Origin of the sequence: Serratia sp. CY32780, from assembly GCF_052169135.1 — a bacterium.
Lineage (GTDB): Bacteria > Pseudomonadota > Gammaproteobacteria > Enterobacterales > Enterobacteriaceae > Serratia > Serratia sarumanii.
Genome location: NZ_JBJNLI010000001.1, coordinates 291,780 through 316,288 on the forward strand (window position 1 = coordinate 291,780; position 24,509 = coordinate 316,288).

The 24,509-nt window shown below is 60.9% G+C and carries 25 protein-coding genes and 1 riboswitch; of the genes, 3 read left to right on the forward strand and 22 right to left on the reverse strand.

The features are described 5' to 3' along the window. Window positions 1–6: 6 nt before the first annotated feature. The 4 genes from ACJ8HH_RS01445 to ACJ8HH_RS01460 form a co-directional block, all read right to left on the reverse strand. A complete protein-coding gene (locus ACJ8HH_RS01445; RefSeq protein WP_033647216.1) occupies window positions 7–894 on the reverse strand; it encodes an amino acid ABC transporter permease in 888 nt (295 codons plus the stop codon). A 30-nt stretch (window positions 895–924) separates the two neighbouring features. Next, a complete protein-coding gene (locus ACJ8HH_RS01450; protein WP_060438997.1) occupies window positions 925–1,452 on the reverse strand; it encodes a GNAT family N-acetyltransferase in 528 nt (175 codons plus the stop codon). Between the two features lie 244 nt (window positions 1,453–1,696). After that, window positions 1,697–3,022, reverse strand: coding sequence for an LLM class flavin-dependent oxidoreductase (locus ACJ8HH_RS01455; protein ID WP_047568926.1), 1,326 nt, complete (start codon window positions 3,020–3,022; stop codon window positions 1,697–1,699). Between the two features lie 187 nt (window positions 3,023–3,209). After that, window positions 3,210–4,373, reverse strand: a complete 1,164-nt coding sequence (locus ACJ8HH_RS01460) for a M20 peptidase aminoacylase family protein (RefSeq protein ID WP_060418289.1) — start codon at window positions 4,371–4,373, stop codon at window positions 3,210–3,212. Window positions 4,374–4,719: 346 nt separating this feature from the next. Between ACJ8HH_RS01460 and cspE the strand changes: the two genes are divergently transcribed. Next, entirely contained in the window at window positions 4,720–4,929 is a 210-nt protein-coding gene (gene cspE, locus ACJ8HH_RS01465) for a transcription antiterminator/RNA stability regulator CspE (RefSeq protein WP_004940030.1), read from the forward strand. A gap of 57 nt (window positions 4,930–4,986) precedes the next feature. Here the strand turns inward: cspE and ACJ8HH_RS01470 are convergent, their stop codons facing one another. From ACJ8HH_RS01470 to ACJ8HH_RS01485, 4 genes are all read right to left on the reverse strand, one after another. Beyond that, complete coding sequence (locus ACJ8HH_RS01470; protein ID WP_060451859.1) at window positions 4,987–6,177, reverse strand: multidrug effflux MFS transporter; 1,191 nt, start codon at window positions 6,175–6,177, stop codon at window positions 4,987–4,989. A gap of 6 nt (window positions 6,178–6,183) precedes the next feature. Next, window positions 6,184–6,780 carry a TetR/AcrR family transcriptional regulator gene (locus ACJ8HH_RS01475; RefSeq protein ID WP_033637421.1) on the reverse strand — a complete coding sequence of 199 codons (597 nt, stop codon included), beginning with the start codon at window positions 6,778–6,780 and terminating at the stop codon, window positions 6,184–6,186. Between the two features lie 288 nt (window positions 6,781–7,068). Continuing rightward, complete coding sequence (gene crcB, locus ACJ8HH_RS01480) at window positions 7,069–7,452, reverse strand: fluoride efflux transporter CrcB (RefSeq protein WP_060387373.1); 384 nt, start codon at window positions 7,450–7,452, stop codon at window positions 7,069–7,071. Between the two features lie 79 nt (window positions 7,453–7,531). Continuing rightward, window positions 7,532–7,594, reverse strand: a riboswitch (Fluoride riboswitch). Window positions 7,595–7,849: 255 nt separating this feature from the next. Beyond that, window positions 7,850–8,917: a diguanylate cyclase gene (locus ACJ8HH_RS01485; RefSeq protein WP_039566949.1), complete on the reverse strand. Its 1,068-nt coding sequence runs from the start codon at window positions 8,915–8,917 to the stop codon at window positions 7,850–7,852. Between the two features lie 218 nt (window positions 8,918–9,135). Here ACJ8HH_RS01485 and tatA point away from each other — a divergent pair, with 218 nt between their 5' ends. After that, entirely contained in the window at window positions 9,136–9,351 is a 216-nt protein-coding gene (gene tatA, locus ACJ8HH_RS01490; RefSeq protein ID WP_004940019.1) for a Sec-independent protein translocase subunit TatA, read from the forward strand. 94 nt (window positions 9,352–9,445) lie between these two features. Here tatA and lipA read toward each other — a convergent pair whose 3' ends face one another. The 13 genes from lipA to leuS form a co-directional block, all read right to left on the reverse strand. Next, window positions 9,446–10,411, reverse strand: a complete 966-nt coding sequence (lipA, locus tag ACJ8HH_RS01495) for a lipoyl synthase (RefSeq protein WP_025301835.1) — start codon at window positions 10,409–10,411, stop codon at window positions 9,446–9,448. Beyond that, window positions 10,404–11,072, reverse strand: coding sequence for a lipoyl(octanoyl) transferase LipB (gene lipB, locus ACJ8HH_RS01500; protein WP_033637424.1), 669 nt, complete (start codon window positions 11,070–11,072; stop codon window positions 10,404–10,406). Before lipB ends, lipA begins: the two co-directional genes overlap by 8 nt. Window positions 11,073–11,206: 134 nt before the next feature. Beyond that, window positions 11,207–11,473: a DUF493 family protein YbeD gene (gene ybeD / locus ACJ8HH_RS01505; RefSeq protein WP_033637425.1), complete on the reverse strand. Its 267-nt coding sequence runs from the start codon at window positions 11,471–11,473 to the stop codon at window positions 11,207–11,209. 104 nt (window positions 11,474–11,577) lie between these two features. Then, window positions 11,578–12,789 carry a D-alanyl-D-alanine carboxypeptidase DacA gene (dacA, locus tag ACJ8HH_RS01510; protein ID WP_033637426.1) on the reverse strand — a complete coding sequence of 404 codons (1,212 nt, stop codon included), beginning with the start codon at window positions 12,787–12,789 and terminating at the stop codon, window positions 11,578–11,580. Window positions 12,790–12,969: 180 nt separating this feature from the next. Then, the gene (gene rlpA, locus ACJ8HH_RS01515; RefSeq protein WP_039566946.1) at window positions 12,970–14,043 is read right to left on the reverse strand and encodes an endolytic peptidoglycan transglycosylase RlpA; all 1,074 of its coding nucleotides are present in this window, start codon (window positions 14,041–14,043) and stop codon (window positions 12,970–12,972) included. A gap of 10 nt (window positions 14,044–14,053) precedes the next feature. Continuing rightward, entirely contained in the window at window positions 14,054–15,166 is a 1,113-nt protein-coding gene (gene mrdB, locus ACJ8HH_RS01520; protein ID WP_004940006.1) for a peptidoglycan glycosyltransferase MrdB, read from the reverse strand. Between the two features lie 8 nt (window positions 15,167–15,174). Continuing rightward, window positions 15,175–17,070 carry a peptidoglycan DD-transpeptidase MrdA gene (gene mrdA, locus ACJ8HH_RS01525; protein WP_033637428.1) on the reverse strand — a complete coding sequence of 632 codons (1,896 nt, stop codon included), beginning with the start codon at window positions 17,068–17,070 and terminating at the stop codon, window positions 15,175–15,177. A 38-nt stretch (window positions 17,071–17,108) separates the two neighbouring features. Next, complete coding sequence (gene rlmH / locus ACJ8HH_RS01530; RefSeq protein ID WP_004940002.1) at window positions 17,109–17,579, reverse strand: 23S rRNA (pseudouridine(1915)-N(3))-methyltransferase RlmH; 471 nt, start codon at window positions 17,577–17,579, stop codon at window positions 17,109–17,111. 3 nt (window positions 17,580–17,582) lie between these two features. Then, complete coding sequence (gene rsfS / locus ACJ8HH_RS01535) at window positions 17,583–17,900, reverse strand: ribosome silencing factor (protein WP_016928774.1); 318 nt, start codon at window positions 17,898–17,900, stop codon at window positions 17,583–17,585. Between the two features lie 194 nt (window positions 17,901–18,094). Next, window positions 18,095–18,757 carry a nicotinate-nucleotide adenylyltransferase gene (nadD, locus tag ACJ8HH_RS01540; RefSeq protein WP_033647203.1) on the reverse strand — a complete coding sequence of 221 codons (663 nt, stop codon included), beginning with the start codon at window positions 18,755–18,757 and terminating at the stop codon, window positions 18,095–18,097. Further along, entirely contained in the window at window positions 18,747–19,781 is a 1,035-nt protein-coding gene (gene holA, locus ACJ8HH_RS01545; RefSeq protein WP_060451858.1) for a DNA polymerase III subunit delta, read from the reverse strand. The genes nadD and holA overlap by 11 nt, the downstream gene beginning before the upstream one ends. Further along, a complete protein-coding gene (gene lptE / locus ACJ8HH_RS01550) occupies window positions 19,778–20,338 on the reverse strand; it encodes an LPS assembly lipoprotein LptE (RefSeq protein WP_033647199.1) in 561 nt (186 codons plus the stop codon). The genes holA and lptE overlap by 4 nt, the downstream gene beginning before the upstream one ends. Before the next feature lie 14 nt (window positions 20,339–20,352). Further along, on the reverse strand, window positions 20,353–22,935 hold the full coding sequence (gene leuS / locus ACJ8HH_RS01555) for a leucine--tRNA ligase (RefSeq protein WP_033637432.1): 2,583 nt from the start codon (window positions 22,933–22,935) through the stop codon (window positions 20,353–20,355). 285 nt (window positions 22,936–23,220) lie between these two features. Here leuS and ACJ8HH_RS01560 point away from each other — a divergent pair, with 285 nt between their 5' ends. After that, on the forward strand, window positions 23,221–23,703 hold the full coding sequence (locus ACJ8HH_RS01560) for a zinc ribbon-containing protein (RefSeq protein WP_025301844.1): 483 nt from the start codon (window positions 23,221–23,223) through the stop codon (window positions 23,701–23,703). A 40-nt stretch (window positions 23,704–23,743) separates the two neighbouring features. On the opposite strand, the gene ACJ8HH_RS01565 is transcribed toward ACJ8HH_RS01560, so the two are convergent. After that, window positions 23,744–24,448 (reverse strand): FMN-dependent NADH-azoreductase, encoded by a 705-nt coding sequence (locus ACJ8HH_RS01565; RefSeq protein WP_060387377.1) that lies wholly within the window; start codon window positions 24,446–24,448, stop codon window positions 23,744–23,746. Window positions 24,449–24,509: the final 61 nt, after the last annotated feature.

The following is a 24,509-nucleotide window of genomic DNA, read 5'->3' on the forward strand; positions in this document are numbered from 1 at the left end:
GGTCTCCTAACGTTTTAGCCAGCCGGCCAGTTGCTGCCAGGGCGTCGGCGGCAGTTCGCGCACCGCGCCCCGGGCGAAATAGCGCTCGATGTAGTATTGGATCACCGACAGTGCGGTGGTGATGAACAGATACCAGACGGTGGCGACCATCAGCAGCGGTATTACCTGCTGGGTGCGGTTATAGATAACCTGAATGGTGTAAAACAGCTCCGGCAGCGCCAGCACGTAAACGATCGAGGTGCCTTTCGCCAGGCTGATGATCTCGTTGAAGCCGGTCGGAATAATGGAGCGCAGCGCCTGCGGCAGAATGATGCGGAAGGTACGGCGATAGCCCGGCAACCCCAGCGCCGCCGCCGCTTCGTGCTGGCCGTAATCCACGCCCAGGATGCCGCCGCGGATGATCTCGGCGGTGTAGGCGGACTGCACCAGCGTCAGGCCCAGCACCGCCACGGCGAACTGGCCGAGAATGTCGATGGTCGGGTAGCTGGCGAACACCACGGAGGTGAAGGGAATGCCCAGCGAGATGGCGTCATACAGATAGGAAAAGTTGTACAGGATGATCAGCACCAGGATCAGCGGCAGCGAGCGAAACAGCCAGATATAACCCCAGGCCAGCGACGCCAGCAGGTAAGAGCGCGACAGCCGCGCCAGCGCCAGCAGGGTGCCGAACAGGATGCTGAACAGCGTGCCGAGCAGCGTCAGCAGCAGGGTTTGCCCCAGCCCTGCCAGCACCGCCGGCGCGAAGAACCACTCGGCGAACACGCCCCATTCCCAGCGCGCGTTGCCCGCCACCGATTGCACGATGGCGGCCAGAATAAACAGCGAAAACAGCGCGCCGATCAGCCGCAGCGGATAGCGGGCGGGCACCACTTTCAAGACTTCTTGTTTGGACATGTCATGTCTCCTGATACAGATTAAGGGGCCTTAGGCGATTTTCCTTTCCGACGCGCAACAACACGCGTCCTCTGCAATCAGGCTTTTGCGGAACGGCAGGCGGCCATCGTAGGGGGGGCGGCTGTAGACCTCGCTGTCGACGGTGGGATCGAACTGCGGCTGATACCCGTTGCTCAGATACAGGCCCACCGCTTCGGGCTGGCGAAAGCCGGTGGTTAGATAGAGCCGGCGATATCCCTGCGCCAGCGCCAGCGTTTCCAGCTGCTGCAGCACCCGCTGCGCCAGGCCCTGGCGTCGCAGGTCGCCCCGCGTCCAGATGCGCTTCAGCTCGGCGGTTAGCGCGTCATAGCGTTTGAAGGCGCCCATGGCGATCGGCGCACCGGCGCGCAGCAGCACGATGAAGGCTCCTTGCGGCGGCGCGTACAGATCCAGCGCTTCCGGTTCCTGGTCACCAAAATAGTCGCCGTAGCGCTGACGATATTCGCCGAACAGCCCTTCGATCACCGGGGCGATCAGCGGGTCGGTCGGCAGCGTCTGAATGAAGGTGTCTTGCGTCATCGCGCGCTCCTAATCGCCCTGGCCGGGCGGGTTGATTTCCGACTGCGCAAGGCGTTCGGCGCTCTCGCCCCAGCGGTTGACCATGGCGTTCGCCTGCGGGGTCTTCGGCGCGTGAATAGAGGGGCATAGGCCTGCAAATCGATGCCGGTGCCCGCCTGCGCGGCGCCGGTCAGGCTCGGCAAGGCCGCCACGAGGGCGGCGGTAACGGTTTTCTGCATAGCGGGTATCCCTGAAATCGATCTTATTACTGGGTGAATCTGTTCAACGGGCGCTTCAGGCCTAAATGTTCACGCAGCGTGTCGCCGTGGTACGCCTGGCGGAACAGGCCACGTTGCTGCAGGACGGGCACCACCCGATCGACGAAGTGGCCAAAGGCGTTGGGCGTACCGCCGCTGATGATGAAACCGTCGGCGGCTTCGCCGTCGAACCAGCGTTGCAGGCCATCCGCCACCGCTTCCGGCGTGCCGCTGAACACCGGGCGCGGCGAGGCGGCTTCCAGCGCCACCTGGCGCAGCGTGAGGTTGCGCTCGCGGGCGCTGCGCTTGATGGCGTCGGTGGTGCTGCGGAAGCTGTTTTGCCCCAGATCGCCGATGTCCGGGAAGGGGGCGTCCAGCGGATGGCGGGCGAAATCGTAATGCTCGAAGTAGCGGCCGAGGTAGTTGAGGGCATTCTCGATGCTGACCAGGCGGGCGGTCTCCTGGTACTGGCGCTCGACGTCCGCGTCGTCGTCGCCGACGATCACGCTGACGCCCTGGAAGATGCGCAGATCGTCCGGTTCGCGCCCCTGTTCCACCAGCTGCCGCTTCACGTCCTGGTAGAAATCCTGCGCCTGCTCCAGCGTGTCGTGATGGGTGAAGATCGCATCGGCGTGTTGGGCCGCCAGCCGTTTGCCGTCTTCGGAGGCGCCGGCCTGGAACAGGATCGGGCGCCCCTGCGGCGTGCGGCCGATGTTCAGCGGTCCCTGCACCGAGAAGAACTCCCCCTGGTGATTGAGAGTGTGCAGTTTGCCGGCGCGGAAGAATTCGCCGCTGGCCTTATTACGCACGAAGGCGTCGTCTTCCCAGGAATCCCACAGCCCTTTGGCAACGTCGAGAAACTCGCCGGCGATGCGGTAACGCAGGCTGTGCTCCGGGTGTTCTTTGCGCGAGAAATTTTTGGCCGAGCCTTCCAGCGGCGAGGTCACCACGTTCCAGCCGGCGCGGCCGTTGCTCAGGTGATCGAGGCTGGCGAACTGGCGGGCGACGGTGAACGGATCGCTGTAGGAGGTGGAGAGGGTGCCCACCAGGCCGATTTTATCGGTGGCGGCGGACAACGCGGCCAGCAGGGTGAGCGGTTCGAAACGATTAAGAAAATGCGGAATGGACTTTTCGTTGATATATAGCCCATCGGCGACGAAGACGAAATCGAATTTCCCCTGTTCGGCTTTTTTCGCCGTGGCGATATTAAATTCGAGGTTGATGCTGGCGTCGGCGGTGGCGTCCGGGTGGCGCCAGGCGGACATATTTCCCGATGCACCATGCAGAATGGCGCCCAGCCGCAATTGCCGTTGATTAGTCGCGTTGTCGCTCATCGTGATTATCCTGTCATGCGCCGCAGAGGCGCGCGGTGTCTGATGTGCCCACTATTGATGAGCGGCGGCGGGATGTAAAACAACAAAACAGCATATTCAAATGTTGAAAATTGCAAATATCACGGCGAGCGAAAAATAATCCCCGACGCGGCATCCGCGGCGTCGGGGAAATACGCTTTACCGTTATTCAGGCGTTGCTGAGGGCTTTTTCCGGCGTGGTGGTTAATTGTTGCAGCGTGCGTTCCGCCAGCAGCGTGAAATATTGCGCGGCGGGGAACAGAGCGCGTTCATCGGGATTGAAACGCGGATGATGCAGGCCGAATTCGCTGGCGGAGCCGATGCTGACGAATACGCCCGGCACATGGTGCAGATACAGCGCGAAATCTTCACCGCCCATCTGCAGTTCCGCCTCTTCGACCCGGTAGCCGGCCTCGGCGGCGACGGTTTTGCTGAACGCCGCCCAATGCGGATCATTGATTACCGCCGGCGGCCCCGGCTGCCAGCGGAGTTCGGCCTGCGCGCCCAGCGCGGCGGCAACGCCGTCGATCACCTGGCGAATTTTGTCCGGCACCTGGCGGCGCACCGCGTCGCTGTGGGTGCGCACCGTGCCTTCCAGCTCCACGGTTTGCGGCAGCACGTTCCAGGTATTGCCGCCTTCGATGCGCGTTACGCTCACCACCAGCGATTCCAGCGAGCTGAAGCTGCGGCTGGGCAGCGTCTGCAGTGCGCCGACGATCTGGCTGGCGGTGACGATGGTGTCGACGCCCTGTTCCGGTTTGGCGGCGTGCGCGCCTTTGCCGGTGATGAGGATCTGGAAGCGATCGACGTTGGCGTAGAACGGCCCGGCGCGGGTGGCGAAGGTGCCGGTGGGCAGCTCCGGCGCGTTATGCAGGCCAAATACCGCCGCAACGTTATCCAGCGCGCCAGCGTCGATCAGATGCCGGGCACCGTTGAAGGTCTCTTCCGCCGGTTGGAAGAAGATGCGCACCATGCCGGGCAGGTCGGCCTCACGCGCTTTGAGCAGGTGTGCGGCGCCGAGCATCACCGAGGTGTGAAAGTCGTGGCCGCAGGCGTGCATCACGCCGCGGTTTTGCGAGCTGAAGGGCACGTCGGCGATTTCGTCGATCGGCAGGGCGTCAATGTCACCGCGCAGCGCGATGATCGGCCCCTTGCCGCTGCCAATCTCCGCCACGACGCCGGTTTTCAGCGCCAACGGCAGCAGGCGAATGCCCGCCTCTTGCAGCCAGCGGGTCAGCCGGGCGGTGGTGGCGAATTCGTGATTGGAAAGCTCCGGGTTTTGGTGCAGCTCACGCCGATAGGCGATGATTTTGTCTGCCAACTGGCTGGTCATAGGCTTGGCTCACAGTGGGAAATAAACCCTAACCCTAGTGCAGCGGCCGCCGAAGCAAAAAGACCATCTGGTTATATTTCATAGCGATTGCGTCTGCATGGGGGCGTCAACGCTGGGGTAAGCGGGCGGGTTTGGCCGTTCGCGCATTGTTCGCCGGCGCGTGGAGAGGATTGACCTGTAACGGGAGCTTATCGCAACCGGTGCAATCCATTTACACCGGGCTACACGGATTTTTTCACTCTTTATCGGATTTCTGTGATCGCGGTGGTGGACAAAATCCTGCCTGCTTGCTGTACTGTAATCGACACAGGTTTTGTGTCTTTCATTCACGTTAAAGGTAAGTTTGATGTCTAAGATTAAAGGTAGCGTTAAGTGGTTTAATGAATCCAAAGGCTTCGGTTTCATTACTCCGGAAGATGGTAGCAAGGACGTTTTCGTTCACTTCTCTGCCATCGTTAGCAACGGTTTCAAAACGCTTGCTGAAGGCCAGCGTGTAGAGTTTGAAATCACGAACGGTGCCAAAGGCCCATCTGCCGCTAACGTTACTGCTATCTAAGCTGCGTAGCTGAATTTCTTAAAACCCGCTCATTGAGCGGGTTTTTTATTGGGCGCGTTATGCCTCGCTGCGGCGGCCTAATAGGCTGAACAGCAGGATAGCGATGGCGTAACAGCCGACGATGGTCAGCGCCATCGACAGGCCCGAGGTGCCGCCCAGCCCGGTGAGCGGCACGACGCAGGCGCCGAGGGCGAACATGCATACGCCGATCAAGGCCGAGGCGCTGCCCGCTTTGTCACCCTGGCTTTGCATGGCCAGCGAAGAGGCGGTCGGGCCGACGATGCCGATCACCGCCACCGAAAAGAACAGCGGCACCAGCAATACGACCAGCGGCGCATGCAGCGCGGCGGCCAACAGCAGCAACAGCGATGCGATGGCCGCCAGCGTTAGCCCGCTCTTCAATACCCGACGCTCCCCCCAACGCGAACTGAGGCGGCTGGCCAGCTGCGCCGCAATGATCAGCCCGACGCCGTTAATGGCGAAGCACAGGCTGAATATCTGCGGGCTGAGGCCGTAGATCTGCTGCAAGACGAAAGGCGAGGCGCCGATATAGGCGAACATGCCGGCCATCACGAAGCCTTGCGTCAGGCACAGGCCCATGAAATAGCGCTGGGTCAGCAACCCGCCCAGCGACATCAGCATCGCCAGGATACCGCCCTGGCTGCGGCGTTCTACCGGCAGGGATTCGCGCAGCTTCAGCGCCGACAGGCTGAACAGCAGCACGGCGATGGCCGCCAGCACGCCGAAGATGCCGCGCCAGTTCATCACCTGCAGCATCACGCCGCCCAGCACCGGCGCGACGATCGGCGCCAGGCCATTGACCAGCATCAGCAGGGCGAAGAAGCGGGTCAGCTCATGGCCGGCGTACAGATCGCGGGCGATGGCGCGGGAAATCACCGCGCCACCGGCGCCGGCGATGCCCTGCAGCAGACGGGCGATCAGCAACTGGTCGATGGTGGGTGCGAGGGCGCACCACAGCGAAGCGCCCAGCAGCAGGATCAGCGACAGCAACAGCGGGCGCATGCGGCCCAGTTTGTCGCTGTAAGGGCCGAAAATCAGCTGGCCGACGCCCAGGCCGAGCAGCCCGGCGGTCAGGCTGAGCTGTGCGGCGGCGGTGGAGGTATTCAGTTCGCCCGCCATTTCCGGCAGGGCGGGCAGATAGAGATCGGTGCACAGCGGCCCCAGCGCGGCCAACAGGCCAAGCACGACGGCGTACACCAGACGTTGTCTGGCTAAGTGTTTGGTCATGGGAGATTAGCGTTTCCTGAACAGGTGAGAAATGGCCTGCTGATACAGCTCGCGCAGCAGGGACGCATCGGCTTTTTGCGTGGTAAGGATGCGGTAACCGGTGCCTTCGCTCATGACGGCGATAAACTCCACTCGCGCGGCGATCTCTTCCGCGCTGAAATCGGGATACAGCCGCTGCAGGTTGTGGCACACGTGGCGAAACAGCCGCGCTTCCGCATCGCTGAGCATTTTGGCTACCACCGGGTTGCGCGTGGCCTCGGCGGTCACTTCCAGCATCAGCATGTGATCGGTTTCGCTCTCGCCCGGCTGCTGAAACAGCGTGCGCGCCGCCAGCGTGCCGGCGATCAGGTTGATGTGATCGCCAAGGTTTTCCAGCCGTTGCATCTTGCTGGCGATGATGCGGTTGACGATCTCTTCGATAATCGCGTCTTTATTGGCGAAATAGCGATAGATTTGCCCGACGCTGAGCTGCGAGCCCTGGGCGATCTCCGCCATGCTGGCGGCGTGGAAGCCGTGGCGGCGGAAGCTGGTTTTCGCCGCTTCGACGATCTGATCGCGGCGGGCCTGCACCTTGGCCTGTTTACTGTCGTTGGGGGAGAGCATCTGCCCGATCCTTTGCTACGCGTGAGCCGGGTTCACATTTTTGGGTGTGAACGTTCATTCTCAATTGTAGTGTAACCGGCGGGAAAGACGCAACATGAACGCGTGCTGCGGGAAAAAGCGCTTAAGCGAACAGGTAGGATTTGATAAAGGCGGCGACGATCAGCACGCACAGCGCAACGGCAATCGCTTCGGCGGCGGTTTTCGGCAGGCTAAACATAGCGGTTTCTCATCCAGTCAGGAGTACTGGATGAGATTATGCGCATGCAAGATTAAGGAAACATTAAGGGCTTAGCGCCCGTTGACCCACATCACCAGCATGAAAGCCAGCAGCGTCATCGCCAGCGAGCCGGCCAGGTTGAGCAGCATGTTGGCCAGCGCCCAGCCGAAGCGGCCATCCTGCATCAGGTACACCACCTCCAGCGAAAAGGTGGAGAAGGTGGTCAGGCCGCCGCAGAACCCGGTGGTGACCAGCAATTTCCAGGTGGGATCCAGATGCGTCATGCGGGTGAAAATCGCCATCGCCAGGCCGATGATAAAACCGCCGATCAGATTGACCATCAGCGTACCGAGCGGAATGTGGGCGTTCAGCGGATTCATTTTCATGCTTACCGCCCAGCGCAAAACGCTGCCGACGCCGCCGCCGATAAATACGGCCAGTAAAGAGCTCAACATGGGGCAACTCCCTTTCAATCAGAGAAATTCACGGGGCTCGGAAAGGGACAGACGTAACGCTACGCGCCTCTCTCCGAGAGGTTACGTAGACATCATCAGCCTGTGAAGGCGGTTAGGGAGGAATGTCATCTCCAGCGTGCCGCACGGCCTTTTTCGCCGCACCGGATGGATGTTACACCTAACGCCGCCTATTTTGTAGTATCGACAATCTGCGAGGTCACCCCATGGAAATCAGAACGGCGTGCCTGAGCGATCGCCGAATTAATGACGGCGCTGGATTATCCCGGCACCGAGGCGCTGCTGGTGGCGGTGGAAAGCGAGCGGGCGCATGCGTTTTAGCGGCGTGAAGGCTTTGTCGAAGCGCCGAAGTATTTTGCCAAGTTATTAAACCAGTCAGTTAGTCGCCCGTCGGCGCCGCCGTTTCCAGGCGGTTGCGGCCATTTTGCTTCGCCCGGTAAAGCGCGCCGTCGGCCGCTTTCAGCCAGTCCAGATAACCGCCCAGCGCGGGGTGGTAGTTGGCGATGCCGGCGCTGATCTGCAGCCGCAGCTGTGGCGCCTCTTTGAAGATAACGGCGTCCAGTCGCTGCTGGATGCGCCGCAGGACGGTTACCGCCTGTTCGGCGCTGGTGTTCGGCAGCACTGCGCCAAACTCGTCGCCGCCGTAGCGCCCGACGATATCCACGTTGCGCAAGCCAATCAGCAGCTCTTCCGCCAGCGCCGCCAGGGCCTCATCCCCCAGCGCATGGCCGAAAGTGTCGTTGATGGTTTTGAAACGATCGATATCCATCAGGATCAGCGTGGCGTTGTCCTGGTAGCGGCGGCAGCTGTCGAACTGGCGATGCAGCAAGTGCTCCCAGTGGCGGCGGTTGTACAAGCCGGTCAGCCCATCGCGGGTGCTGATGCGCTGTAGCTCCTGTTTTTTTTCCGCCAGCCGCTTGGCGGTGCGGTAGGTCACCAGCCCGAGCAGCGTCGGGTACAGGTAGATCATCGGCAGGCACAGATAGATTTGCAGCGGCGTGCTGTGCGGTTGAAACGGGAAGCCGAGCAGCGCGCCGGTCAGCGCCGCCGTGGCCAATTGAATCGCCAACCCTTTGACAAACAGCGCTTTGCCGGCGGAAGCGATGTTGTTCATGCTCATCATCGACAGGATGACGATCGCCGGCAGCGCATTGAACGCCATCATCGCGGCCCAGAAGCCACCGAAGGCGGAGTCGATCAGCAGGTTGCGGATCTCGGCTTTGAACGGATCTTTGGCGCGGCGGGCCAGGTGGTAGGCAAGATGCGGCCAGAGAAAGCCGTGAAAGGCCAGCAATAGCCAGACCGCCGTGGGCGGAGCCAAGGGGTAGAGCGCGGCGCAGACGCAGATAAAGCCGAGTCCCAGGCCGGCGACGCGGGGCAGATAGGTGCGTTTGGCGAAGCTGAGGCCGGATTTTCGGGCATCGAAAATGGGTGGAGCAATATACATCCGGCATCTCCCTGATAAGTATCACGGCAGCGTATCATGCGGGCGATAAACTAAGATTAGTCTGGAATCCGCGCCGTGCGGCCGCGTGGCATTCCTGCGACGGATCTCACTCTGTTACATGTTGCGGTTGTGCGAGCCGAAGGAAAGTCGCTAAATATTCGCAGGCAAGGTCAGTTTTTCTCGCTGTTCACGCAGCGCTCTATGATAAGAAGGTGAGTATGGAAGGTATCAGCATTACCAAACTTCTGGTGATTGCCGTGTTGGTGATTTTACTGTTCGGCACCAGCAAACTGCGCACGCTCGGCGCCGATCTTGGCGCGGCGCTGAAAGGCTTTAAAAAAGCCGTGGGCGACGACAGCACGCCGCCGGCCGCCGGCAACAACGCCGCCGAAAGCCAGTCCGCTCAGCAGAGCGTCGAAAAGAAAGACGTTTAGCCCTGCCAGGTGGCGCGCAATAAAAAACGGATGCCTTGCGGACATCCGTTTTTTTGGCGTTTTTGCCGTCTTTAGCGTAACAAACTATTACGCGTTATTTCACTTCCATCCCTTTGGCCTGCAGATCGGCGTGGTAAGACGAACGCACGAACGGGCCGCAGGCGGCGTGGGTGAAGCCCATCGCCATCGCTTCTTCTTTCATCTCGTCGAACTCGGCCGGGCTGACGTAGCGCTGCACCGGCAGGTGGTGACGACTCGGCTGCAGGTATTGCCCCAGCGTCAGCATGGTCACGCCGTGGCGGCGCAGATCGCGCATCACTTCGACGATTTCCGCGTTGGTTTCGCCCAGGCCGACCATCAGGCCTGATTTGGTCGGGATATCCGGGTGCGCTTCTTTAAAGCGCTCCAGCAGCTTCAGCGACCACTCGTAGTTGGCGCCCGGGCGCACCTGGCGATATACGCGCGGCACGTTTTCCAGGTTGTGGTTGAATACGTCCGGCGGCGTGGCGGTGAGGATCTCCAGCGCGCGATCCATACGGCCGCGGAAGTCCGGCACCAGCGTTTCAATTTTGATGTTCGGGCTCTTGGCGCGGATGGCCGAGATGCAGTCGGCAAAGTGTTGAGCGCCGCCGTCGCGCAGATCGTCGCGGTCAACCGAGGTGATTACCACGTAGCGCAGCGCCATGTCGGCGATGGTTTGCGCCAGCTTTTCCGGCTCGTTGGCGTCTGGCGCGATCGGGCGGCCGTGGGCCACGTCGCAGAACGGGCAGCGGCGGGTGCAGATAGCACCGAGGATCATGAAGGTGGCGGTGCCGTGGTTGAAACACTCGGACAGGTTAGGGCACGAGGCTTCCTCACAGACGGAGTGCAGGCCGTTCTTACGCATGGCGGCTTTGATGCCCTGAATGCGCGTTGAGTCGGCAGGCAGTTTGATCTTCATCCACTCGGGTTTACGCAACAGCTCCTGCCGTTCGGTGACCACCGTTTTGACCGGGATCAGCGCCATTTTGTCAGCATCGCGGTATTTGACGCCGCGTTCCATCTGAATTGGTTTACTCATAATCGTGCAGGTTCCAGTTACGAAGCTCGACCGTCTGGTAGCCGAGTAAATGAACAAATTCCTGTACCAGGATTGGGTGTATGTCTTCAATGCCAACGCCGGGCGCCAGCGCGCTGACCTGCGTCATCTGCATGCCGGCGTAACCGCAAGGGTTGATGCGTTGGAAGGGGCTGAGATCCATCGCCACATTCAGGGCCAGGCCGTGGAATGAGCTGCCTTTGCGGATCCGCAAACCCAACGAACAGATTTTCTGCTCCCCCACGTACACGCCCGGCGCATCCGGACGGGCGCGCGATTCGAGGCGGAAGTGGGCGAGGGTGTTGATAACCGTATCTTCTATCGCCGTGACCAATTGGCGTACGCCGACCTTGTTGCGTTTCAGATCGACCATCACGTACATCACCTGCTGGCCCGGCCCGTGGTAGGTCACCTGGCCGCCGCGATCGCTCTGAATCACCGGGATATCGCCGGGCATCAGCACATGCTCGGCTTTGCCGGCCTGGCCCTGGGTGAACACCGGGTGATGCTGCACCAGCCACAGCTCGTCCGGCGTGGTCTCGGTACGACTGTCGGTGAAGTTATGCATGGCTTGGGATACAGGCGCGTAGGGCTGCAACCCCAGCTGACGCAAAATGATCTTGTCTGGTTGCAAAAGAGTCATCGTCAGGTTACAGAAGTGGTAAAGCCATTATACCGGGCGCTCCGGTCTGCGGCCAGCCTTTCGCTGACCAAAAATGCGCAACCCGGGAAGACGCTGCGCCGTCCCGGGTTGATAAGCAGGGGTTTATGCTGGAATTACAGCACCATGCGAACAATTTCAATGTTGCCCAACTCTTCGTACAGGGTTTCGACCTGCTCGATGTGAGTGGCGTTGATGGTGATGGAGACCGAGTGGTAGTTGCCTTTGCTGCTCGGCTTGACCTGCGGGTTGTAGTCGCCCGGCGCATGGCGCTGCACCACTTCAACTACCTGGTCAACCAGCTCAGGCTGCGCCAGGCCCATCACCTTGTAGGTAAACGGGCAAGGGAATTCGAGCAGTTCGTTCAGTTTAGTTTTTTGCATGTGCGTGCGCTCCAGAGTGCTAGCTAATCTATAAAGTATAACTCCCGCCGGGGCGGGAGTTAGTGTTATTCACTATATGGGGCCAATTTCGCCCGTTTCAACCGTTAACCGAACCAGTGGTGGAACATCAGTTTGATGTAGTCCACGATGCGGCTGAAGAAACCGCCTTCTTTCACTTCGTTCATCACCACCAGCGGACGCTGGTCGATGGTTTTGCCGTCCAGCTGGAAGTTGATGCTGCCGACCACCTGGTTTTTCGCCAGCGGCGCGTGAATTTCCGGCGTGTTCAGCACGTAGCTGGCCTTCAGATCTTTCATGCGGCCGCGCGGGATGGTCAGGTAGACGTCTTTGTCCACGCCCAGCTCAACGCGGTCGGCATCGCCGAACCAGACCGGCTCGGAAGCAAACTCTTTACCGACCTTCAGCGGCGCCACGGTTTCGAAGAAGCGGAAGCCCCAGGTCAGCAGTTTCTTGCTCTCGGCTTCGCGGCCTTTGTAGGTGCGGCCGCCCATCACGGCGGAGATCAGGCGCATCTGGCCTTCGGTCGCCGAAGCCACCAGGTTGTAACCCGCCGCGTCGGTGTGGCCGGTTTTGATGCCGTCGACGTTCAGGCTGTTATCCCACAGCAGACCGTTGCGGTTCATCTGGCGGATATTGTTGAAGGTGAACTCTTTTTCTTTGTAAATCGCGTACTCGTCCGGCACGTCGCGGATCAGCGCCTGGCCGATCAGCGCCATGTCGCGCGCCGAGCTGTACTGGCCCTGGGCATCCAGGCCGTGTACCGTCTGGAAGTGGGTGTTCTGCAGGCCCAGCTTGCTGACGTAGGTGTTCATCAGGTTAACGAACGCGTCCTGGCTGCCGGCGACGTAGTCGGCCATCGCCACGCAGGCGTCGTTACCGGATTGCAGGTTGATGCCGCGGGTCAGCTTGGAGACCGGCACCCGATCGCCCGGCTTCAGGAACATCAGCGAGGAGCCTTTGAACACCGGGTTGCCGGTCGCCCAGGCGTCCTGACCGACGGTCACCAGATCGTCCTGGCCGATTTTACCCGCTTTCAGCGCCTGGCCGATGACGTAGCTGGTCATCATTTTGGTCAGGCTGGCCGGATCGCGACGCGCGTCGGCGTTCATCTCGGCCAGCACCTTGCCGGAGTTGTAATCAATCAGGATGTACGCTTCCGCATCGATCTGCGGGACACCTGGGATCATGGTTTTGATGTTAACGTCATCGGCATGTGCAACGGAGGCTGCGCTCATTGCGATAACGGTGCCGAGTGCGATGCTTTTGATTAAGCGAAAAGAAGTTACTTGTTTCATGATCGGGACTACAACATCCGTGAAAGTAAAGTTAAAAAACGAGCCACACTATAGCAGATGCGATCCCGGCAGGCATTATCCATTCATCTGACTAATTGCGGTTAAAGACCTTTTAGCTGCAAGAAAATGTTTCAGCTAAATAACCGCTTATCAGCCGCGAATGCCCGCCGGGCATAACGCTTAGGGTGCAGCAGTAACGAAAGACTGTTGTTGCGCTTCGCTGGCCAGGCGTTGCTGCAGCTGGGCCGCCTGCTGACGGCTGCTGAATGGGCCGAGCTGGACGCGATAAACGTTGCCGTTGGCTGCCACTTTGCCCGGCACGCCAAACTGTTGGCTCAGGCTTTGCTGCCAGCTCTGGGCGCGCTCGGCGCTGCTCAGCGCACCGACCTGCACCACGTAACCGCCGGAGGAAGAAGCGGCCGCCATGCCGGCCGCCGCAGCGCCGGCCGCAACCGGAGCGGCCACGGCGGCGGCTTCTGGTTCGGAACCTTCCAGCACGCCGGCCGGTACTGCGCTTGGCGCGCCGAGGAAACCGCTGCGGCCGTTGCCGGCGTTTGCCGGAACGCCATCGTCGGTGCGCAGGGTGCTGTTATCGATCGGGCGCACCGCCGCGCCGCCGGCGACCGGCACGTCCTGTTGGATCGGGGTGCCCATGCCGCTGGCGCCGAGATCCGGGCGTGCCGGCAGGGCGTAACTCTGTTTCGCCACGATGGTGCCGATGGTGCCCGGGCCGCTCAGCGTGCCGTCCGGCGCCACGTTGATGAAATCGACTTTGACCTTGGTGTTGTTGGACAGGTTGAGGCGGTCGGCGGCGGCTTTCGACAGATCGATGATGCGGCCCTTGGTGTATGGCCCGCGATCGTTGACGCGCACCACCAACTGACGGCCGTTGGCCAGGTTGGTGACGCGCACATAGCTTGGGATTGGCAGCGTTGGGTGCGCCGCGGTCAGGCCGTTGGGATCGAACTGCTCACCCAGCGCCGTGGTGTTGCCGTTGGCCTCTTCGCCATACCAGGACGCCAGGCCGGTCTGCGAGAAGTTCTGCGGATCTTTTACGATGCGGTAAGTATCGCCATTAACCTTATAATCCTGCATGTTGTTAGGGTTATAGGGTTCATATTGAGGCTCGACGCCACCGATTTCCACCACCGGGCCGTTGTACGGCTGCTGTGGCGCCTGCTGTTCCGTGGTCGGGGCGGTACAGGCGGAGAGCAACACCGCCGCGACGCCGATCCAAAGCCATTCCTTACGCATTACTCACCTCTTATAAACTTTTAGACAGCATTTTCCGATGCGTGTGGATCGACATGATGATGCCGAAACCGGCCATCAACACTATCAGCGCCGAACCCCCGTAACTGACCAGAGGCAAAGGTACGCCAACTACCGGCAAAATGCCACTGACCATACCGATGTTAACAAAGACATAAACGAACAAAATCAGCATCAAGCCGCCAACCATCACGCGGCCGAAGGTGGTTTGCGCCTTGGCGGCGATCATCAGCCCGCGAATGATCACCAGCAGGTAGAGCGCCAGCAGCACCAATACCCCGATCAGCCCCAGCTCTTCGGCCAACACGGCAAAGATAAAGTCGGTATGGCGTTCCGGCAGGAACTCCAGCTGCGACTGGGTGCCGTGCAGCCAGCCCTTGCCGGACAGGCCACCGGAGCCGATGGCGATCTTCGACTGAATGATGTGGTAGCCGGCGCCGAGCGGGTCGCTTTCCGGATCGAGCAGCATCATGACGCGGTCGCGTTGATAACCGTGCATCAGGAAGAACCACAGCACCGGGATAAAGGCCGCCAGAGCGACGGCGGCGACGGCGATCAGTTTCCAGCTCATGCCCGACAGGAACAGCACGAACAACCCGGAGGCGGCGATCAGGATCGAGGTGCCCAGATCCGGCTGTGCGGCCACCAGCAGCGTCGGCAGGAAGATCAGCACCAGCGCGATGGCGGTGTTTTTCAGCGAAGGCGGGCAGACGTCGCGGTTCATAAAGCGCGCCACCATCAGCGGCACGGCGATCTTGGCGATTTCCGACGGCTGGAAGCGCACCACGCCCAGATCCAGCCAGCGCTGCGCGCCTTTACTGATCTGCCCGAAGGCGTCTACCAGGATCAGCAAAATCACGCAGAAAATATACAGATAGGGCGCCCAGCTTTCGTACACGCGCGGCGGGATTTGCGCCATGACGGCCATCACGATCAGCCCCATGACGATCTGCCCGATCTTGCGCTCCATCATGCCGATGTCCTGGCCGCTGGCGCTCCACATCACGAAGGCGCTGTAGACCAGCAGGGCCAGGATCAGCAGCAGGAACGTCGGGTCGATGTGGATTTTGGTCCAGATCGAGCCTTTTTGTTGGCTTTCAGTCATGTTCTACCTTAGTCACCTTCTACGCCAGGCGGCAGCGGGGCCTCGCTTGGCAATTGCGTATTGTTGTCGCCCAGCATGATATGGTCGAGGATCTGGCGGGTGATGGTGCCCACCGCCGGACCGGAGCCGCCGTTTTCCAGAATGATGGCGACCGACACCGTCGGGTTGTTGAACGGCGCGAAGGCGGTCATCAGCTTGTGATCGCGCAGGTGCTCCGCCAGTTTGTGGGCGTTGTAGGTTTCGTAGCCGAATACCTGTGCGGTACCCGATTTCGCCGCGGCTTTATAAGGTGCGTCCGCAAAGTACTTGCGCGCCGTCCCGTTCGGACGGTTGGCCACCCCGTACATGCCGTCTTTGGCGATTTCCCAGAAGCCGGAGTGAATATCGCCGATCTGCGTGCTCTCTTCCTGTTTGAACGGCACCAGCGCGCCGTTGACGCGGGTGCTCTGCAGCAGGTGCGGCGTTTTGACGGTGCCGTCGTTGATCAGGGTGTTCAGCGCCTTGGCCATCTGGATCGGCGTGGCGGTCCAGTAGCCCTGGCCGATGCCCACCGGAATGGTGTCGCCCTGATACCACGGTTTTTTATAGCGTTTCAGCTTCCATTCGCGCGTCGGCATCAGGCCGGAACGCTCTTCGGCCAGATCGATGCCGGTGTACTGGCCATAACCGAATTTGGTCAGCCAGCTCGACAGCCGATCGATCCCCATGTCATAGGCGACCTGATAGAAGTAGGTATCCGCGGACTCTTCCAGCGCCTTGGTGACGTTCAGCCGGCCGTGGCCCCATTTTTTCCAGTCGCGGAAGCGTTTTTCCGAGCCGGGCAGTTGCCACCAGCCGGGATCGAACACCACGGTGTTCTTGGTGATCACGCCGGCGCTGAGTGCCGACACTGCGATATAAGGTTTCACCGTCGACGCGGGCGGGTAAACCCCCTGCGTGGCGCGGTTGATCAGCGGGCGATTCGGATCGTTCAGCAACCCCTGATAATCCTTGCTGGAAATGCCGTCCACGAACAGGTTCGGATCGTAGCTCGGGTTGGACACCATCGCCAGGATGGCGCCGGTGCGCGGATCGCTCACCACCACCGCGGCGCGGCTGCCCACCAGCAGCTGCTCGATGTAGCGCTGCAGCTCAAGATCGAGCGTCAGGTAGACGTCCTGACCGGCGGAAGGCGGCTGCTCGTGCAATTGGCGGATCACCCGGCCGCGGTTGTTGACTTCAACCTCTTCGTAACCGGTTTTGCCGTGCAGCGTGTCTTCGTAATAGCGTTCGATGCCCAGTTTGCCGATATCGTGGGTGGCGGCGTAGTTGGCCAGTTTGCCGTCTTTGTCCAGGCGTTCGACGTCGCGGTCGTTGATCTTCGACACGTAGCCGGTGACGTGGGTGAGGGCGGAGCCGTAAGGGTAGTAGCGGCGCTGGTAACCTTTCACTTCCACGCCGGGGAAGCGGAACTGATTGACCGCAAAGCGGGCGACCTGCACCTCGGTCAGCGCGGTTTTCACCGGAATGGAGACGAAGCGGCGCGAACGCTTGCGCTCTTTTTCGAAATTGGTTATGTCGTCGTCGGTCAGATCGACCACCGTGCGCAGCGCCTGCAGCGTGGCCTTGAGATCGTCGACCTTCTCCGGCATCAGCTCCAACTGATAAATGGTGCGATTGAGCGCCAGCGGGGTGCCGTTGCGATCGTAGATAATGCCGCGGCTGGGCGCGATGGGCACCAGCTTGATGCGGTTTTCGTTGGAGCGGGTGCGGTAATCCTCGACGCGGAGCACTTGCAGATTATACAGGTTGGCGATCAGGATGCCGGACAGCACCAGGATGCCCAGAAACGCCACCAGGGCGCGGCGTACAAACAGGGCGGATTCAGCCGTATAGTCGCGAAAAGGGTTACGTTCTATTTTCATCCCGCTGCTTTATTTCACTCTGTCACGGTCACCACCGGCTATTCCCGGTGGTAAGGATGATTTGTAGTAATACTCCAGGCGCGGTAGAGGCTTTCGGCCACCAGGACGCGCACCAAAGGATGCGGCAGCGTCAGCGGAGACAGTGACCAGCTCTGCTCGGCAGCGGCTTTGCAGGCGGGCGCCAGCCCTTCCGGGCCGCCGATCAGCAAGCTGACGTTGCGGCCATCCTGCTTCCAGCGTTCAAGCTGCTGCGCCAGCTGTGGCGTTTCCCACGGCGTGCCTGGGATATCCAGCGTAACGATGCGGTTGCCTTTGCCTACCGCCGCCAGCATCTGTTCGCCTTCCTTGTCCAGAATGCGCTTGATGTCGGCGTTTTTGCCGCGTTTGCCCGCCGGGATCTCGGTCAGCTCAAACGGCATATCTTTGGGAAAGCGGTGCAGGTAATCCATAAAGCCGGTTTGCACCCAGTCTGGCATTTTGGTGCCGACCGCCACCAATTGCAGTTTCACCGCTTAGCTCCAGAGTTTTTCCAGCTCGTACAGGCGACGGCTCTCTTCCTGCATCACGTGTACGATCACTTCGCCCAGATCGACCACGATCCAGTCGGAGGCTTCCTGGCCTTTCATGCCGTACAGTTCCATGCCCGCGGCACGGGATTCCTGCACCACGTGGCTGGCGATCGACATCACGTGGCGAGTCGAGGTGCCGGTGCAGATGATCATGCAGTCGGTGATGCTGGATTTGCCCTGGACGTCCAGAGCGATAATGTCTTGGCCTTTCAGATCATCGATTTTATCGATGACGAAATCTTGGAGCGCTTTACCTTGCAAAGGTTCCCCCTCGGGTGTGTTCTGTTCAGTCGGCTGCGGCGGGCAAAATGCGCGCGCCGCGGCGTAACCGGATAATGGTTTCGGCAGGCTGCCGCTGAAAGCCAGCTAACTGGTGACTGCCCGGCCAGCTAAGGTTTCCGGGGTTTTCAGCGGATACCTGAAAAATAGCGGCGCAGTATATCACGCACCTTTCGCTAGCGATATAAACCCTGCAACTCGATATAGCGCTGCACCGGGCGTGGCAGCAGATCGTCGCAGTTGAGGCCCTGATGGCGGCGCTGACGGATCTCGGTGGCGGAAATTTCCAGCTCCGGCGTATCGGCCAAATAGATATGGCCGTGCGGGCGACGGCTGAGCAGCGCCGGGTCGGCGGTGCGATGGCGTTCCAGCCACTGCTGCAGTTCCGGCGTGTCCATGCGATCGTTATAGCCCGGGCGCGCCAGCACCAGCAGATGACACACGTCCAGCAGCGCCTGCCAGCGGTGCCACTTATGCAGCGTCAGCAGCGAGTCCTGACCAATGATAAACGCCAGCGGCTGGGCGGCGCCACGCTCTTTACGAATCGTTTCCAACGTCTCGATGGTGTAGGAGGGGGTGGTGCGGTGCAGTTCGCGATCGTCGACGGCAAACAGTGGATTGCCGGCGATCGCCAGCTCGACCATCTTCAGGCGCTGCTGCGCATTGGCCTCCGGCTGTGGGCGGTGCGGCGGCACGTGGTTAGGCAGCAGCGTGACGCGATTCAGGCCCACTTCGGCGGCCAACACTTCCACCGGCCGCAGGTGGCCGTAGTGGATCGGGTCAAAGGTGCCGCCGAACAGCGCGTGCAAAACGGTGGGGTGTTCCGGGTTAGTGGGCATCGGTAAAACTCGTGGCCAAGGGTTTGCCGCACAGCAGCATCGACAGGGTTTCCAGTTCCGGCCAGACCGACTGGCCATAGTCCTGCTTGAGGGTCAGCTCGATTTGCGTCAGCAGCTGTACCACCTGCTGCAGCTGGGGGCCGGACAGGCGTTGCAGCGCCTGGGTCACCAGCGGGCGGCGGTTCTGCCAGACCTTGTGCTGATCGAACAGCGTGCGCAGCGGCGCGGAAGCCATGCGGCGCTGCAGCGTCAGCAACAGCAGCAGTTCGCGCTGCAGGGTGCGCAGCAGGATCACCGGCTCCACGTCTTCTTGCTGCAGCTGCTGCAAAATATGCCAGGCGCGCTTGCTCTTGCCGGCCAGCAGGGCATCCAGCCAGTGGAACGGCGTGAAGTGGGCGGCGTCGTTCACCGCCTGTTCGACGCGCGGCAGCGTGAGCTTGCCGTCCGGGTGCAGCAGCGACAGCCGCTCCAGCGCCTGCGACAGCGCCAGCAGGTTGCCTTCGTAGCAGTAGCACAGCAGCTGATTGGCGGCGTCGTCCAACTCCAGCTTCATCGCCTTGGCGCGCGTGGCGACCCAGCGCGGCAGCTGCGCCTGTTCCGGCGTCTGGCAACTGACGAGGGCACCGTGCGGGCTGAGCGCCTTGAACCAGGCGCTGTTTTCCTGCGCTTTGGTGAGGCGCTGGCCGCGCAGGATCAGCAGAATATCCTCGTGCAGCAGCGTGGCGAGTTTGGTCAGCTGTTCGCCGATCGGCGCCGTCGGGCCGTTTTCCGGGAAGATCAGCAGCAGCGTCTGGCGGCTGGCGAACAGGCTCATCGCCTGGCAGATGCCGAAGATGGCGTCCCAGTCGGTATGGGCGTCGAGGGAAATGCTGTAGTGCTCACTGAACTGCTGCTGTTGCGCGGCCTGCCGGAGCAAATCCTGGCTCTCCTGCAGCAGCAGCGGTTCATTGCCGCTCAATAAATAACAAGCGCGCAGCCCCTCTCGGAGCTGCGCGGCAAGTTGTTCCGGGTAAATGCGGATCATTGTGCGGTTTGGCTTGCCGCTCGTTCGCCGGCGGCAGCGGCTTTCTGCCGGTTATCTTCTTCCGCCGCATGCACGGCCAGCAGTTTGCGCACCAGCTGTTGCGCCGCCTGCTCACGCATTTCCTGGCGAATGATCTCCTGTTCGGAGTCCTTGGCCAGCGCGGTCAGCGGGTTGTCGAAGAAGGAACGGAACACTTTCACCGACAGCGGATACAGGTCATGGCCCGGGATCAGCACCTGCGCCTGCACGGTCAGCACCAGCTGGTACTCGGCGGTTTTACCGTCCTGGAAGATCGAAGCGGTATCCTGGCTTTCCGTCGCGCCGACGATGCGCAGGGAAGGCACGTCTTTACGCTTCGGATCGCTGACGATAGTCACGTCGTTCAGACGCAGCTGTTCGCGCACCGAGCGCGTCAACGGGCCGTAAGGGTCAGCGCTGTCCAGGATCAGCGTTTTCATTTCATTAGGCACCTGCGTGGTGCCGCGCAGGTGAAAACCGCAGCCGGCGGTGACCAGCACCGCCAACCCCAGCAACAGCGTCAGAATGCGTTGTCGCACAATTCCTCCTTGTGTTAACCCACAACCAGGTTAAGCAGTTTGCCCGGAACGTAGATCACTTTGCGAATCGTGACGCCGTCCAGATATTTAGCCACCAGATGCTCTTCGGCAGCGCGCGCACGCACCTGCTCTTCGGTCGCATCGGCGGATACGGTGATTTTAGCGCGAACCTTGCCGTTCACCTGCACCACCACCAGTTTGGAGTCTTCGACCATCGCCTGCTCGTCGGCAACCGGCCATGGCGCAGTGTCCACGTCGCCTTCGCCGCCCAGCGCCTGCCACAGCGTGAAGCACACGTGCGGGGTGAACGGATACAGCATGCGAACCACGGCCAGCAGCGCTTCCTGCAGCAGCGCGCGATCCTGCTCGCTCTCCTGCGGTGCGCGGGCCAGCTTGTTCATCAGCTCCATCACGGCGGCGATCGCGGTGTTGAAGGTCTGACGGCGGCCGATGTCATCGGTCACCTTGGCGATGGTTTTGTGCAGATCGCGGCGCAGCGCTTTCTGATCTTCGTTCAGCGCTGCTACGTCGAGCGGCTGCACCGCGCCTTTTTCCACGTGATCGTAGGCCAGTTTCCACACGCGTTTCAGGAAGCGGTTAGCCCCTTCCACGCCGGATTCCTGCCACTCCAGCGTCATTTCTGCCGGTGAAGCGAACATCATGAACAGACGCACGGTGTCCGCGCCGTATTTTTCCACCATCTCCTGCGGGTCGATGCCGTTGTTTTTCGACTTCGACATTTTGCTCATGCCAGCATAGACCAGTTCACGGCCTTGCGGATCGGTGGCCTTGATGATGCGGCCCTTGTCGTCGCGCTCGACGGTGGCGTCAACCGGGGACACCCAGACGCGCTCACCGCTGTTGCCGGTGTAGTAGAAGGCGTCGGCCAACACCATGCCCTGACACAGCAGGCGCTTGGCCGGCTCGTCGGAATCCACCAGGCCCGCATCGCGCATCAGCTTGTGGAAGAAGCGGAAGTACATCAGGTGCATGATGGCGTGTTCGATGCCGCCGATATATTGATCGACCGGCAGCCAGTAGTTGGCGGCGGCCGGATCCAGCATGCCTTGGTCATACTGCGGGCAGGTGTAGCGCGCGTAGTACCAGGAAGACTCCATAAAGGTGTCGAAAGTATCGGTTTCACGCAGCGCCGGCTGGCCGTCGACGGTGGTCTTCGCCCACTCAGGATCGGCCTTGATCGGGCTGGTGATGCCGTCCATGACCACGTCTTCCGGCAGGATCACCGGCAACTGGTCTTCCGGCGTCGGCATCACGGTGCCGTCTTCCAGCGTCACCATCGGGATTGGCGCGCCCCAGTAACGCTGACGGGAAACGCCCCAGTCGCGCAGACGGTAGTTGACCTTGCGCTGGCCTACGCCCTTGGCGACCAGTTTGTCGGCGATGGCGTTGAAGCCCGCTTCATTGTCCAGGCCGTCGAACTCGCCGGAGTTGAACAGCGCGCCTTTGTCGGTCATCGCTTCGGCGCTCACGTCAGGCTGGCTGCCGTCGAGGTTCAGGATCACCGGTTTGATCGGCAAATCGTATTTGGTGGCGAATTCCCAGTCGCGCTGGTCGTGCGCCGGTACCGCCATCACGGCGCCGGTGCCGTATTCCATCAGCACGAAGTTGGCGACCCACACCGGCAGCTTCTCGCCGCTCAGCGGGTGGACAACGAACAGGCCGGTCGGCATGCCTTTCTTCTCCATCGTCGCCATTTCGGCTTCGGCAACTTTGGTGTTGCGGCATTCGTCGATGAAGTCGGTCAGCGCCGGGTTGTTGCGCGCGCCCTGTTGCGCCAGCGGGTGGCCCGCGGCGACCGCCACGTAGGTGGCGCCCATGAAGGTGTCGGGACGGGTGGTGTAAACCGTCAGCTTCTCTTCGCTGTCCGCCACGTCGAAGGTGATTTCCACGCCTTCGGAGCGGCCAATCCAGTTGCGCTGCATGGTTTTCACCTGCTCCGGCCAGCTTTCAAGCGTGTCCAGATCGTTCAGCAGCTGATCGGCGTAGGCGGTGATTTTGATGAACCACTGCGGGATCTCTTTACGCTCGACCTTGGTGTCGCAGCGCCAGCAGCAGCCGTCGATAACCTGTTCGTTGGCCAGCACGGTCAGATCGTGCGGGCACCAGTTCACCGCCGAGGTCTTCTTGTAGACCAGGCCTTTTTCATACAGCTTGGTGAAGAACCACTGTTCCCAGCGGTAGTATTCCGGCTGGCAGGTGGCGATTTCGCGATCCCAGTCGTAGCCGAAGCCCAGCAGTTTCAGCTGGTTCTTCATGTATTCGATGTTGTCGTAGGTCCACGGGGCCGGTGCGGTGTTGTTTTTCACCGCCGCGCCTTCCGCCGGCAGGCCGAACGCATCCCAGCCGATCGGCTGCAGCACGTTTTTGCCCAGCATGCGCTGATAGCGCGAGATCACGTCGCCGATAGTGTAGTTACGAACGTGGCCCATGTGCAGTCGGCCGGACGGGTAAGGCAGCATGGATAGGCAGTAGTACTTTTCCTTGCTGTCGTCTTCGGTAACTTTGAAAGTCTGCTTCTCTTGCCAGTGAAGCTGTACGTTCGATTCTATGTCTTCTGGACGGTATTGCTCTTGCATGGCGGCCGGTGGTCCTGTAGGTGTAAACCGTTGCCCCGGTCAGAGGCAACGCAATGAACATTTAGTATTCGTAGATCCGCATAGCATAGCTGATAAGACCTCCCGGCAACAACTCCAAGCGCCTGACTCGGCGCATTTAAAAAAAGCGTCGTCATGACGCGGCTCACAACCTGCGGATCCCGCGTCTTGCCAAGTGACATCAGTGATTTACGGCTAAAATAAGAACAAGTAGCTTAGGGGTATCCCTACAGCCAAGTCCGGCGCAGCGTTTATCGAGGAGAGTCTATGAACAAGGTTGCTCAGTATTACCGCGAATTGGTGGCATCGCTGACCGAACGCCTGAAAAACGGTGAACGCGATATCGACGAACTGGTGGCCAGCGCGGAGCGGCGGTTGAACGAGGCCGAGGATCTGACCCGCGATGAGGTGCGGCAGGTGACGCAGGCGGTGCGGCGCGATCTGGAAGAGTTCGCCCGCAGCTATCAGGAGAGCCGGGACGAGTTTACCGACAGCGTGTTTATGCGGGTGATCAAAGAGAGCCTGTGGCAGGAACTGGCGGATATCACCGACAAAACCCAGCTGGAGTGGCGCGAGGTGTTCAAGGATGTCAGCCACCACGGCGTTTACCACAGCGGTGAAGTGGTGGGGCTGGGCAATCTGGTGTGCGAGCAGTGTCACTACCACCTGGCGTTCTACACGCCGGAGGTGCTGCCGCTGTGCCCGAAATGCGGCCACGACCAGTTCCAGCGGCGGCCGTTTGAACCTTGATGGCGCTCCCCGGCAGGGCGGGGAACGCTAAGGCCGGCGTTTAGCGGAACAGTTTCTTCAGCAGGTTGCTGAGGAAACCGCCGCTGACGGTGGCCGGGGCGGCCTGCGCCTGCGCCGGTGCGCTGGCCGGTACGGCGACGCCGGCCGGGATTTTCTGCGCGACCGCGATGCGGCTGTCCTGGGCGGCTTTCTCCGCCGCTTCCGGGCCGTAGGCGAAGCCTTCCGCCAGCACGAATTCAACGTCGGTGATGCCGATAAAGCCCAGGAACAGCTTCACGTACGGCGTGATCAGATCCGTCGGCGTGTCGGCGTGGATGCCGCCGCGGCTGGAGATGACGATCGCTTTCTTGCCTGTCACCAGCCCTTCGGCGCCGGCGGAGGTATAGCGGAACGTCTGACCGGCGCGGGCGATCAGATCGAAGTAGATCTTCAGCTGCGTCGGGATGTTGAAGTTGTACATCGGGGCGCTGATGATCAGCGTGTCGTGCGACTTCAGCTCGGCAATCAGCTCATCGGACAGCGCCAGGGTGCTTTGCTGGTGCGACGTCAGCGGTTTATCGCCGGCGGTAAAACCGGCCATCACTTCACCATCCAGCTCCGGCAGCGTCGGGTTGGCCAAATCGCGCACGGTGAACCTGTCTTCAGGGTGAGTTTCACGCCATTGTTCAACAAAAAAATCGACTAATTTTCCAGACTGGGAATATTCACCCAGAATACTTGATTTCAGGACCAGTACGCGGCTCATTGGCTTATCTCCAGGCGAAGTCTAATCGGTAACGATGTCAGTCGGTGTAAACGCATGGTAG